We start from the raw sequence: 12,405 nt of genomic DNA, 5'->3' as shown, positions 1-12,405 counted from the left end.
ACCCCACTTTTTATTTTAATAGTTTTTTCTATTCTATACGTAAGTTACGTTGAGGAGGAACTAGAAATGAAAAAGTGGGTATTTATTTCTCTTTTTATAGCATGCACAGTATGTGTAGGCTTTTATATATCACCGTTATTTCAAAAGGAAATCGACGTTAAAATTGTCGGAAAAGATGAGCTAGTAAAGGCGGCAAACACCGAGAGGAAAGAGATTACAAAGGAACAAATTTATAAGGGCGATTTATTATTAGTTAACAAAGATTACCCAGTTAAAAAAGATAGTATTAGGTCTGATATTATAAATTTAAATCATAATAGTGAATTAGTGAGAGGCTATGTAATATTTGATAGAAATCTTCGTTTATCAAAGGATGTTGTGAAAAAGTTTTTGAACGTTGTCGATGCGGCTGGAAAAGAAAGTGTTAACCATTTTTTGATTAGTAGTGGTTATAGAGATTTCCAAGAGCAAAAACAGCTATATGAAAAAATGGGATCTGATTATGCGCTTCCAGCAGGATACAGTGAGCATAATTTAGGCTTATCACTGGACGTTGGGTCTACTCAAAAGAAAATGGAGAAAGCCGCTGAAGGAAAATGGATTGAAGAGAACGTATGGAAGCATGGCTTTGTATTACGTTATCCGAAAAATAAAAGTAACATTACTGGAATTCAATATGAGCCATGGCACATCCGTTATGTCGGCCTACCTCATAGCGCAATTATGCAAAAAAAGAATTTCACGCTAGAGGAATATTTAGATTTCTTAAAAGAGGAAAAAGAGATTTCGACTGAAGTAGAAGGTAAGAAATATACTGTTTCTTATTATAAAGTTTCTGGGAATATGAAAGTGAACGTCCCAGCAAATAAGCAGTATGAAATTTCTGGGAACAATATGGATGGGGTTATTGTGACGGTTCAGGAATAGGGAAAAAGGCTGTGCCATTTGGGACAGTCTTTTATTATATAAAGAGGGAATTGCCGTTCTTTGCCGTACTATCAATATTTTTGGGAGCCCTTTTTTATTTACAATTAAACATTATAACGTTATATTTACTTCTCCCTTTTTTTATGTTACGCTAAACGTGTGAAAGAGGTATAAAATGAAACTTTAATGTAAGCGTATTCTTATGGCTTCTTATAGAAAAGGGTGGAAATACAATGACAGAACGATTCGTACTACGTAATGTGAGACGTGTGAACGGGGAAGAGATTGACATTGTAATTGAAAATAATAAAATCGCACAGGTGACGAAAGCTGGTGCTGGCGAGGGTGGAAAGGTTCTTGATTACTCTGGTACTTACGTATCGAGTGGTTGGATTGATTTGCACGTTCATGCTTTTCCAGAGTTTGATCCGTATGGCGATGAGGTGGATGAAATTGGCGTTAAGCAAGGGGTAACGACAATTGTTGATGCGGGTAGCTGCGGAGCTGATCGTATTGCAGATTTAGTATTAAGTAGAGAGCAGGCGAAAACGAATTTATTTGCCTTTTTAAATATTTCTCGCATCGGTTTGAAACGAATTGATGAATTATCCAATATGGAATGGATCGATAAAGAGAAAGTAATAGAAGCAGTAGAAAAGTATAAAGATGTAATCGTTGGGTTAAAAGCGAGAATGAGTAAAAGTGTCGTGTGTGACAGCGGAATTGAACCGCTACATGTGGCGCGCTCTTTATCTCGCGAAACATCATTGCCGATTATGGTACATATCGGTTCAGCGCCTCCACGTATAGAGGAAGTTGTACCTCTTTTAGAAAAAGATGATGTAATTACACATTACTTAAACGGGAAAGAAAATAATTTATTTGATGAAGAAGGCAAACCGCTACCTGTGTTGTTAGATGCAGTGGAACGTGGTATTCATTTAGATGTTGGGCATGGTAATGCTAGTTTTTCTTTTAAAGTAGCAGAAGCAGCGAAGCGTTATGGTATTGCGCTTAATACTATTAGTACAGATATTTACCGGAAGAATCGTATACATGGTCCAGTTTACAGTATGGCTAACGTTCTTTCGAAATTCCTTTACTTAGGTTATCCGCTAGAAGAAGTAATTGATGCGGTTACGAAAAATGCAGCAAAATGGCTTAAGAAACCAGAGCTTGGCCGCATTCAAGAAGGAGATATGGCAAACTTAACTTTGTTTACGGTTAAAGATGAGAAGGTTACGTTAATTGATTCAGAAGGGGATCAGCGCATTGCTGAAAGAAGAATTGATACAAAAGGGGTTGTAATTAATGGGTCATTCATTGAATGCTAAGTATGGATTAAAAAGAGTTATTAATGCGAGCGGTAGAATGAGTATTCTAGGTGTATCTGCTCCTACAGATACGGTAATGGATGCGATGAAGTATGGTGGACAAAATTATGTAGAAATTGCAGATTTAGTAGATAAAGCAGGAGACCATATTGCTAGCATTTTAGATTCAGAGGCAGCAGTCGTTGTAAATTCAGCGTCGAGCGGAATCGCACTTTCTATCGCAGCAATTGTGACAGAAGGAAATCGTCGTAAAAGTGAAAGACTTCATCAAGAAGTAATCGCGAAAAACGAAGTAATTATGCTGAAAGGTCATAACGTTCAATACGGTGCTCCTGTTGAAACGATGGTGTATTTAGGCGGAGGTAAGTTAGTTGAAGTCGGTTACGCAAATGAAGGGAAAGCAGAGCATATTGAAGATGCAATCGGTGAAAATACAGCAGCGATTCTTTATGTGAAATCCCATCATGCAGTGCAAAAAAATATGATTTCTGTTGAAGAAGCGTGGGAAGTAGCGCAGCGAAATAACATCCCACTTATCGTCGATGCGGCAGCTGAAGAAGATATTCAAAAATATGTGAAGTATTCAGACCTGGCCATTTATAGCGGTTCAAAGGCAATTGAAGGACCTACTTCCGGTATTGTCGGCGGTAAACGAAAATATATTGAATGGCTGAAAGTGCAGTTACATTGCATCGGACGAAGTATGAAAGTTGGGAAAGAGACGACTTTCGGTTTACTTCAAGCTCTTGATGAGTACGGAGTAAAAGTAGATAAGAGTGAACAAGAAAAAGAATTGCTACAAGTACTTATGCCACTGAAAGAGTTAAATGGTGTAAATGTAACGATCGTTCAAGATGAAGCGGGAAGAGCAATCTTTAGAGCACGTATTCATATTAACGAGAAAGAGTTAAATAAATCGGCAAAAGACGTTGTGACTGAATTACGCGGCGGGGAAATTGCAATTTACACACGTGATTACGGAGTAAGACAAGGATTCTTTGATATCGATCCACGTCCGCTTCAAGGTGATGACATACATGTAATTGAAGAAAAAATGAGAGAAATTGTAGGGGGAAACTAAAATGACAAACATTCAAAAACGTTTTTATAAAGGCCGCGTAGCATTAAATGTATTAGCGAACAATACCCGAAATGCGAAAGATATTTTTGAAGCAGCAGAAGGTTATGTAGTAGTTGGTGTGTTATCAAAAGATTATCCAACAGTAGAAGAAGCAGTTACAGCGATGAAAGCATACGGAAAAGAAATTGAAGACGCTGTATCAATTGGACTAGGAGCTGGAGATAATCGTCAAGCAGCAGTTGTAGCTGAAATTGCGAAGCATTATCCTGGTAGTCATATTAACCAAGTGTTCCCTTCAGTTGGAGCAACGCGCGCAAATCTTGGCGGAAAAGATAGCTGGATTAATAGTTTAGTATCACCAACAGGAAAAGTAGGTTACGTAAATATTTCTACTGGTCCAATTAGTGCGGCTGGAGAGGAAAAAGCAATCGTTCCAATTAAAACAGCAATCGCACTTGTACGTGATATGGGCGGAAATTCATTGAAGTACTTCCCAATGAAAGGTTTAGCTCATGAAGAAGAATATCGCGCAGTTGCGAAAGCTTGTGCGGAAGAAGGATTCGCATTAGAGCCAACGGGCGGAATTGATAAAGAGAACTTTGAAACAATTGTACGTATTGCATTAGAAGCAAACGTAGAGCAAGTTATCCCGCATGTGTACTCTTCTATTATTGATAAAGAAACTGGTAATACGAAAACAGAAGATGTTCGTGAATTATTAGCAGTCGTGAAGAAGTTAGTTGATCAATATGCGTAAGAAAATTGCAGCATTTGGTGAAGTAATGATGCGCCTGCAAGTGTCAGGGTATGAATTGCTGTCGCAAGCAAACACATTAAATTACTCATTTTCAGGCACAGGTGTGAACGTTGCAGCCGCACTTTCTCATCTAGGGCATGAAGGTTTTCTTATTTCAACTTTACCTGAAAACTCAGTTGGAGATGCAGCGGTATCGCACATTCAAAAACTAGGGATTCAAGCACCGTTTATTTCAAGAGGCGGTAAATATGTTGGAATGTATTTTTTAGAAAATGGATTTGGAGCACGCGCAAGCCGCGTTACATATTCGAACCGATTAGAAAGTAGTTTCAATACGGCATGTGAAGAGATGTACCAATTTGAAGAAATCGCAAAAGAAATTGATATCGTTCATTTTTGCGGGATTACCCTTGCGATGAATGATACTGTGCGTCATCATATGAAATCTTTGGCGAAGGCAGTTAAAGAAAATGGAGGCACTGTCGTTTTCGATTGTAACTATCGTCCATCGCTTTGGGGAGAAGATGGATATAAACAGGCAAAACCGCATTATGAAGAAATGCTAGAGCTAGCTGATATTGTAATGATGAACGAAAAAGATGCAATGTTCGTTCTTGGAATGAAAACAGAAGAGACAGAGCGAGAGGCAAAACTTGTTGACCTTATTCCAAAAGTGGCTGAAATATATCATATCGCTACAATTGCTGGTACTCATCGATCTATTAATAGTGATAACACACACTCACTTCGCGGATTCATATGTAAAGATGGTGCGTTCACTTTTGCTAAAACACTTACGTTTTCTGTATATGATAGAATAGGTGCTGGAGATGCTTATACGAGCGGGATTATTCATGGCGAGATAGAAGAGTTTGCACCAGAGAAAGCTGTTTCATTTGCGTCAGCAGCTGGAATGCTTGCACATACAATCGTCGGTGATACGCCAATGTCATCAGAGAAGGATATACTTCGAGCAATGACGGCATCAGTAGGTGATGTAGAAAGGTAGTGGGTGTAACGGTGAACGTAACGAGAAGAAGAGGACCATTATATTTACAAATAAAAAATATTATTCGTGATCGAATATTGCATGGTGTATATGCGATTCATACGAATATCCCTTCTGAACCGCAGTTAGAAGAAGAGTTCAAAGTGAGTAAAATTACAGTGCGAAATGCAATTAAAGAGCTCGTTCAAGAAGGGTATTTAGAGAAGAAAAGCGGTAAAGGAACGAAAGTCATCCGTAATACTTCTGCGACAAAACTGTCAAAGGGTAAGAAATTTACTGAAGTGTTAGTGGAAGAAGGATATAAAGTACAAAAGAAATTGCTAAAGGCAGAGGTAGTTCATAATGAAGAAGGAACAGTGCCATTTCGATTATTCGGTAAGGAGAGTTTTCGTATTGAGCGCTTATATACGTTAAATGATGCGCCGTACATTCATTATACGCACTATTTCTCAGCACGAATGGCAAGTACAGATTTATCGGACTTCGACCTACAATCGCTTTACGATTTAGTCGAGGACCGAGGTATACATTTAGAAAACTTTAGAGATGAATTCGCTGTTGGACTTGCGCCTAATTTCGTTGCAGAAGCGTTAGATGAAACAGAAGGGACAGCGTTATTAAAACGTATGCGCTATTCTTACGATGAAGTTGGCGAAGTAATTGAATATAGCGAAGGCTACTATAATACGGAAATGCAGCATTACGTTGTAAATTATGATGTGTAAAAAGTGAAGAGGGACCAATTCCCTCTTTTTTTGTAAAAAAATTTCATATCGAAGGGGAATGGGATATGGATATATACTTATTAATCGTCACGTTAATTGCGATCGCAATTGTTATTTTAGGGGTATCATGGTGGAAATGGCATGCGTTTATTAGTTTAACAGTTGCTAGTCTATTTTTAGCTATTATGTCTGGGTTGAACTTGACCAAAATTGTTACTGCCTATGAAACTGGTGTTGGTAGTGTACTAGGGCATTTAGTTGGTATTTTGGCTCTCGGAACAATTTTAGGGAAAATGATGTCTGATTCAGGAGCTGGCATGCAAGTAGCAGATTTCTTCATTCGATTCTTCGGGGTGAAAAAATTACCTTGGGCAATGTTATTCGCCGGATTTGTTATAGGGATTCCAGTTTTTTTTGAAGTGGGAATCGTCATTTTATTACCACTTGTTATTTCAATTCGAAAAACAACGAAACAAAATATATTGTTAATTGCGTTACCTGTTATTGCCGGATTATCGATTGTACATGGCTTAGTGCCTCCGCATCCAGGTGCGATGACAGCAATTGGTATTTATAATGCGAACTTAGGAAAGGTACTATTGTATTCATTAATTATCGCATTACCAACAGCCATTATCGCAGGGCCTGTATTTGCAAAGTGGGTACATAAGCGAGTTATACCTGAAAATGAACCAGAACTTGTTCGTGTTACAACAGTATCTACTGATTTGCCAAGTCGTAAAGTTTCATTCTTTATCATTTTATTACCAGTAGTTTTAATGATTTTATCGGTAGTCGCACCATATATTTCATTACCGAAAGAAATGACGGAATTTTTAATCTTTATTGGAAGCCCAGTAATCGCTTTACTAATTTCATGTTTCGCAGCATTTTATTTGCTTGGCATAAAACAAGGAATCAATAAAAAGATGATAAAAAAATTAACAGATGAAAGTTTATTACCAGTCGGTTCAATTATTTTAATTATCGGTGCAGGTGGTGGATTTAAGCAAATATTAATTGAAAGTGGTGTTGGAACAGCCATCGCTCAAATGGCAGAACATATTTCATTATCACCAATCGTCTTAGCGTTCATGGTAGCGGGATTAATCCGAATTGCAACAGGTTCAGCTACAGTAGCATTAACGACAGCAGCAGGAATTGTTTCACCGGTTATTCAGCACATGTCTGGTGTGAATTTAGAATTGCTCGTTATAGCAACAGGGGCAGGATCATTAATGTTTTCTCATGTAAATGATGCAGGCTTTTGGCTTGTAAAAGAGTATTTAGGATTAACAGTGAAGGAAACGTTTAAAACGTGGACTGTACTTGAGACATTATTATCATTTATTGCATTCGGCTTTGCTCTTTTATTAAATATGCTTCTTTAAAAGATACCTTAACAGGTATCTTTTTTTGCAGCCCTTTTCACGAAACAAGCCCGTTTTTAGGAAAGCCAAGCTTCCTATTCGCCCTGAAAACATAATATAAATGGAATCCCCTCATTTAGAACAAGAAGAACTTGTTATGAATGATACTAAAGGAGGAATAGAATAATGGGCGAACATTGTGAACACAGACATGATGATTGCGACCGCAGACGTGGTTGCGGAGGCGGTTTTGCGCTTCTAATCGTATTGTTTATTTTATTAATTATCATCGGTGCTAGCTGCTTCGGCGGAGGCGGTTATGGTGGCTACGGCGGTTCTTGTGGTTACGGCGGTTATGGCGGCGGCTATGGTGGATATTGCTGCTAATTATTAAAAACTATTGAAAATGGCCTTGTGCGTATTGCACAAGGCCATTTTATTCATGTTTTAATATGCTGTGATAATTTATTGGTGTAAAGAGAACGGATTAAGAAGAAGAAAATAATCTCGATAATCCCGAACAAAGTAAGTATAATCACTAATTCTTTTAATAAAGAGAAAGAAAACATGCTTTGTAAAAACTTAATCGCAAATATTGTATGAATACCAGCAACGATATAAGGAATGAAAAATAAAATCCCTAATTGAATCGTTGCAGAACGAAACATTTCTGATTCTGTTAAGCCGAGTTTTGTAATTGTAATGTACTTTTGTTTTTCAGTCGTTAAGTCATTATACATACGGAAGTATAAAACACTGGCTGCCCCGATAAAGAAAATAAAGCCGAGAAATGTCCAAATAAAGAAAGTAGCAATTGAATTTCCTTTACTGTAGTTTAGATCATCAGCAGCTGTATAAATATCAAATGGGGCGTTAGGAGCCGATTCTGGATCTTTATATGCCTTATAGAAGCTATCCGTATCATTCCTAATATGTTTTAACATATTTTTCGTCGGAACAATTGCATCTTCCCAGTTCTCAACGAAGTAGTTATAAACTATAGTCGTTTCAATATGAGGAATCATATTATCAAATACATAATCTTGTACAACAATTAAATGTGGGAAGAGAAAGGATGGTTCAATCCCTTTATTAATAAATCCTTTAATATGAAATTCCTTTTTATTGGATCCGAGTGTAATTGTATTTTGTTTTGCAAATGGATTTGATACAAGATTTAAGAGTTCTGGCGAGTACCGAGAAATAATATAAACTTGTGTAGAATCAAGGATTATTTCCGGCCGTTTTAACTGTTTCGCAAGTGTGTTATAGTCACTCATTTTCATAAGCGTAATGTCTTCTTTTAAAGCTGTGTCTTTTAACACTGTAAACTTATGCTTATCGTATTGAAAATTAGCGTTTGTAAGCTCTGTTTCAATTGTAGCAATGTGCTTTTGTTCAAATGAATTTTCACCTTTGGACGTATATGTGAAGGGGAAAGGATATCGTTCTAATATCGATGCTTTCGTATTATTATTAGCAGCGAATAACCCGGTAATAATTGTGAATGCAAGTGCTGACAACATAGAAACGATAAAGAGCACATTAATATTACTACGCGTACGGCTAGCTAAATCTGAAATCCATAACATGTTTATTTGTTTCATATAAAACTTTCTCCACTTTTTTAAGATAAAGATAAAGATAAAGAGGAGAAACGTCTGTGAAAAGAATAAATATGTTCCGACTATTACGAGCGGTAAAATAGATAATATAATAAGGTATACAGAGCCGTTTTGTAAATTTTTTTCTGTTATATAGCTTTGCGGGTAACCGGCAATATAATAGCATAGCCCTAAACAAATTAAGGCAAATAATGAAATGAGTATAGACGGCCTTTTTTCGTCTTTTTCATTTTTATTATTTTTAATTAATCGAGTTGTTTTCCGAGTACGAATGAACATCGGTGTAAATGTAGAAACGATGAAAAATAAAATAATAAAAGTTACTGTTGTAACGATAATTGCTTCTGTTGGCCAATATAAATAGAGGCCTTTTGCACTTGTTAATTTAGAAGTAACGAGTAAGAAAAAGTTAGAAAATACAAGACCGCCTTGAATACCTGCAAAGATAGCGAGCATTCCAATTATCATGTTTTCAGTAAACAAAAGCCGCTTTAATTGTTTTTGAGATATACCGAGAACAGTTAAAATGCCAAATTGTTGTTTCCGTACATTTAAAAATGTTCCGATAGAATATAAGAGAAAGAAGAACGAGAACAAAACGATAACAAACTGTGCCATGCCAGCTAAGTTCATGAGTGGATCTCGTTCCTGCAATGTATTCATAATTTGTAACCGCGGATGATACGCGTATACAGTAAATGAAAAGAAAACCATAATAGAAAATGCACTACTTACAAAGTAAGCGAAATATGCTTTCGAATTACGCGAGACATTTTTAAATGCAAATTGCCAAAATGTCATCCACGTCTTCCTCCTAATAATGCTAAAACATCTAATATTTCTTGATAGAATTTTTCACGGTACAATCCGCGGTGTAGTTCATTGTAAAGCTCGCCGTCTTTAATGAAAATGACGCGGTTACAATAACTAGCTGCAAACGGATCGTGCGTAACCATTAAAATCGTTGCATCTTCTTCTTTATTTAACTTCGTAAATAGTTCCATTACATCGATAGCTGCTTTTGAGTCCAGGTTTCCTGTCGGTTCATCAGCTAGTAAAAGAGACGGGTGATGAATAACGGCACGTGCTACTGCGGTACGCTGTGCTTGTCCGCCAGAAACTTCAAAAATACGTTTATCCAAAATATGATCAATTCCAAGCTTTTTTGAAATGTTATCAAGCTTTTCATCCATTTCTTTTAATGGAACATTATCTAATGTTAAAGGTAGTACGATATTTTCACCGATTGTTAGTGTATCTAGTAGGTTAAAGTTTTGGAAAACAAATCCTAACTCTTGTCGGCGGAAAATAGCTAACTTCTCTCTACGAAATGTATGCGGTTTTTTTCCGCTAATAACGACATCACCAGAAGTAGGAGAATCAATTGTGGAAATAACGTTTAAAAACGTAGATTTCCCGCTCCCAGACGGCCCCATAATCGCAACGAACTCACCTTTATCTACGTGTAAATTTATATTTTTTAAAGCAGTATGAGGGACTTTTCCCTCATACACTTTTGAGACGTTTTTAATGTGTAATACTTCTTCCATAATAATCACCTTTCTATTCTTTAAAACTTAATATGTTGTGATAATTTTTGCATATAAAAGGAACGAATTAAAAGGAAAAATAGAATTTCAACAGTTCCGAAAATCATAAGTACGACTGTAATTTCAGCGAAGAACGAGAGATTTAATATATCTTGTAGCATCTTTGTCGCAAACATCGTATGGATGGATGCCATAATGTAAGGGACGAAGAATAAAATAGCGAGCTGAATTGTCGCTGAACGCTTCATCTCGGCTTCTGTTAAGCCGATTTTCGTAATCGTTATATACTTTTCTTGCTCATTTGTTAAATCTGTATACATTCGGAAGTAAAGAACACTGCCAGCACCAATAAAGAAAATAACGCCAAGGAAAGTTCCGATTAAGAAAACGGAAGCAACATTTAGTTTCTTGTTGTATAAAGAGCGACTTGCTTCACTTGCGTGGAACGGTGGATGTTCTGCTTGAATCGCCGCATTGTCGCTAGCGATTTTTGTTATAAATGCTGAACCAATACTATATGCTTTTTCCCAATCTGGAACTTTGAAGCTATATACACTCATTTGTTTCGAAATAGATGATAATGCTTCTACATTTTCATCAGATAGTACGATTAATTGAGGTACTAAACCAATTGGGAACGGGCTATAACTTGTATAGTCTTTCACCTGCAATGGTAAAGAGTTTTGAGTAAGTGTAAGAGTGTTTTTCTTTTCCTTATTATGAAGCGTTCCAATGACTTGAGCATCTAAATCTTTAATTAATATATAAGACTCGTCTTTATTCACTGTGAGAGTTTCCCAATTTAACGCCTTAGCCAGTATATTATAGTCACTTTGTTTAATGGCATAATAGAGCTGCGTGTTATCTTCAGCTGAAGATACTTCATATATATCTGTTTTATATTTTTTATAAGTAAAGTGCTCTTTATTAAATTTTTGCTCTAACCAGTTTAAATGCTCATCAGCTAACGTATTTTCAGTATGTGATAAATAAGTAAACGGGAAAGGATTTTGCCTAATTTCATCAAACTTTGTAAATTTCCCGAATCCATATAAGAATGTAATCATTGTAAAAGCGAGCGTCGATAGCATCGCTACAATAAAGAGCATGTTAATATTCGTTCGAATACGAGTTGCTAAATCAGAAATCCAAAGCATATTAATCCGTTTCATATAAAACTTTCTTCGTGTTTTCAATATACGAATGAGCAAGAAGCTAATTTGTGAGAAGAAGAAGTATGTTCCGGCTGCAATGAGAGACGGAATGACAAGTATGCTAGAGATGATATATAAAGGCCCAATGATGTCACCTAGCGACATAAAATATAGCGGATTTGCTGCTAATACGTATCCGGATATTAAACATAGCGCACCAAATAAAGAAATAAGCACGGATGCTTTTCTTTCTTTTTGCTGTTTTCCTTCTTTTAAAAGTCGTACAGCTTTTCTCGTACGGATCAGCATCGGCGTAAAGGACGATACGAGAATAAAGAGTCCGAGAAAGATTACCGTTGTTAAAATAATAGCAGCTGTCGGCCAATATAAATATAAACCAGGTACATGTGTAATTTTGGCGGTAACTAATAAAAAGAACTGTGAAAAGACAAGTCCGAGTTGAATGCCAAAAAATATGGAAAGAACACCGATTAACATATTTTCTAAAAAGACGAGTCTTTTTAATTGTTGTTGGGATATGCCAAGTACTGTTAAAATTCCAAACTGTTTTTTTCGTACTTTTAAAAACGTCCCAATCGAATATAGTAAAAAGAAAAATGAAAAGAACGCGATGACAACTTCTGAAATTGTCATTAATATGTTTAGAAAAAAATTAACGTTTGTCATATGCAATTTAGGATGGAATAAGTAAACTGCAAATGAGAAAAAGATGGCGATAGAAAACGCGCTGCTTACAAAATAGGCGAAATAAGCTCTGGCGTTCCGCGTCACGTTTTTAAATGCAAACTGCCAAAATGTCATTCTAAGCCTCCTAGTAGCGTGAAGAGGAAAAGGATACAAGAGATACCCTTT

11 protein-coding genes are annotated in these 12,405 nt (G+C 36.5%); 8 read left to right on the top strand and 3 right to left on the bottom strand.

Annotated elements, in window-relative coordinates; translation table 11 throughout:
* Positions 1 to 66: 66 nt before the first annotated feature.
* The 8 genes from ACP6L7_RS21160 (at position 67) to ACP6L7_RS21125 (ending at position 7,590) form a co-directional block, all read left to right on the top strand.
* Positions 67 to 927 carry a M15 family metallopeptidase gene (locus tag ACP6L7_RS21160; protein WP_097829524.1) on the top strand — a complete coding sequence of 287 codons (861 nt, stop codon included), beginning with the start codon at positions 67 to 69 and terminating at the stop codon, positions 925 to 927.
* A 233-nt stretch (positions 928 to 1,160) separates the two neighbouring features.
* Positions 1,161 to 2,261 carry an amidohydrolase/deacetylase family metallohydrolase gene (locus ACP6L7_RS21155; RefSeq protein WP_430529370.1) on the top strand — a complete coding sequence of 367 codons (1,101 nt, stop codon included), beginning with the start codon at positions 1,161 to 1,163 and terminating at the stop codon, positions 2,259 to 2,261.
* The gene (locus tag ACP6L7_RS21150) at positions 2,239 to 3,342 is read left to right on the top strand and encodes a DgaE family pyridoxal phosphate-dependent ammonia lyase (protein WP_430529369.1); all 1,104 of its coding nucleotides are present in this window, start codon (positions 2,239 to 2,241) and stop codon (positions 3,340 to 3,342) included. Before ACP6L7_RS21155 ends, ACP6L7_RS21150 begins: the two co-directional genes overlap by 23 nt.
* 1 nt (position 3,343) lies before the next feature.
* Positions 3,344 to 4,099: a 2-dehydro-3-deoxy-phosphogluconate aldolase gene (gene dagF, locus ACP6L7_RS21145; protein WP_097829527.1), complete on the top strand. Its 756-nt coding sequence runs from the start codon at positions 3,344 to 3,346 to the stop codon at positions 4,097 to 4,099.
* Positions 4,092 to 5,108, top strand: a complete 1,017-nt coding sequence (locus ACP6L7_RS21140; RefSeq protein WP_430529368.1) for a sugar kinase — start codon at positions 4,092 to 4,094, stop codon at positions 5,106 to 5,108. The genes dagF and ACP6L7_RS21140 overlap by 8 nt, the downstream gene beginning before the upstream one ends.
* Complete coding sequence (locus ACP6L7_RS21135; RefSeq protein WP_097829529.1) at positions 5,108 to 5,833, top strand: GntR family transcriptional regulator; 726 nt, start codon at positions 5,108 to 5,110, stop codon at positions 5,831 to 5,833. The genes ACP6L7_RS21140 and ACP6L7_RS21135 overlap by 1 nt, the downstream gene beginning before the upstream one ends.
* 65 nt (positions 5,834 to 5,898) lie before the next feature.
* Positions 5,899 to 7,224 carry a gluconate permease GntP gene (gene gntP, locus ACP6L7_RS21130; RefSeq protein WP_097829530.1) on the top strand — a complete coding sequence of 442 codons (1,326 nt, stop codon included), beginning with the start codon at positions 5,899 to 5,901 and terminating at the stop codon, positions 7,222 to 7,224.
* Between the two features lie 165 nt (positions 7,225 to 7,389).
* Positions 7,390 to 7,590, top strand: a complete 201-nt coding sequence (locus tag ACP6L7_RS21125) for a YjcZ family sporulation protein (protein WP_097829531.1) — start codon at positions 7,390 to 7,392, stop codon at positions 7,588 to 7,590.
* A 53-nt stretch (positions 7,591 to 7,643) separates the two neighbouring features.
* Here the strand turns inward: ACP6L7_RS21125 and ACP6L7_RS21120 are convergent, their stop codons facing one another.
* From ACP6L7_RS21120 to ACP6L7_RS21110, 3 genes are read right to left on the bottom strand one after another with little or no spacing between them, the layout of a single operon-like run.
* A complete protein-coding gene (locus ACP6L7_RS21120; protein ID WP_430529367.1) occupies positions 7,644 to 9,629 on the bottom strand; it encodes an FtsX-like permease family protein in 1,986 nt (661 codons plus the stop codon).
* Positions 9,626 to 10,378, bottom strand: coding sequence for an ABC transporter ATP-binding protein (locus ACP6L7_RS21115; protein ID WP_097829533.1), 753 nt, complete (start codon positions 10,376 to 10,378; stop codon positions 9,626 to 9,628). The genes ACP6L7_RS21120 and ACP6L7_RS21115 overlap by 4 nt, the downstream gene beginning before the upstream one ends.
* Positions 10,379 to 10,398: 20 nt before the next feature.
* Positions 10,399 to 12,354 carry an FtsX-like permease family protein gene (locus ACP6L7_RS21110; protein WP_097829534.1) on the bottom strand — a complete coding sequence of 652 codons (1,956 nt, stop codon included), beginning with the start codon at positions 12,352 to 12,354 and terminating at the stop codon, positions 10,399 to 10,401.
* Between the last annotated feature and the right edge of the window lie 51 nt (positions 12,355 to 12,405).

Origin of the sequence: Bacillus silvicola (assembly GCF_050524305.1) — a bacterium.
GTDB lineage: Bacteria > Bacillota > Bacilli > Bacillales > Bacillaceae_G > Bacillus_A > Bacillus_A cereus_AT.
Note: the sequence above shows the minus strand (reverse complement) of the source record. Positions and strands in the feature narration are given on the sequence as shown.

What these genes read in the sequence shown, in the direction of transcription:
- ACP6L7_RS21110 (WP_097829534.1), bottom strand. Translation starts at nt 12,354, where the DNA reads ATGACATTTTGGCAGTTTGCATTTAAAAACGTGACGCGGAACGCCAGA.
- gntP (WP_097829530.1), top strand. Translation starts at nt 5,899, where the DNA reads ATGGATATATACTTATTAATCGTCACGTTAATTGCGATCGCAATTGTT.
- ACP6L7_RS21155 (WP_430529370.1), top strand. Translation starts at nt 1,161, where the DNA reads ATGACAGAACGATTCGTACTACGTAATGTGAGACGTGTGAACGGGGAA.
- ACP6L7_RS21125 (WP_097829531.1), top strand. Translation starts at nt 7,390, where the DNA reads ATGGGCGAACATTGTGAACACAGACATGATGATTGCGACCGCAGACGT.
- ACP6L7_RS21160 (WP_097829524.1), top strand. Translation starts at nt 67, where the DNA reads ATGAAAAAGTGGGTATTTATTTCTCTTTTTATAGCATGCACAGTATGT.
- ACP6L7_RS21150 (WP_430529369.1), top strand. Translation starts at nt 2,239, where the DNA reads ATGGGTCATTCATTGAATGCTAAGTATGGATTAAAAAGAGTTATTAAT.
- ACP6L7_RS21140 (WP_430529368.1), top strand. Translation starts at nt 4,092, where the DNA reads ATGCGTAAGAAAATTGCAGCATTTGGTGAAGTAATGATGCGCCTGCAA.
- ACP6L7_RS21120 (WP_430529367.1), bottom strand. Translation starts at nt 9,629, where the DNA reads ATGACATTTTGGCAATTTGCATTTAAAAATGTCTCGCGTAATTCGAAA.
- ACP6L7_RS21115 (WP_097829533.1), bottom strand. Translation starts at nt 10,378, where the DNA reads ATGGAAGAAGTATTACACATTAAAAACGTCTCAAAAGTGTATGAGGGA.
- dagF (WP_097829527.1), top strand. Translation starts at nt 3,344, where the DNA reads ATGACAAACATTCAAAAACGTTTTTATAAAGGCCGCGTAGCATTAAAT.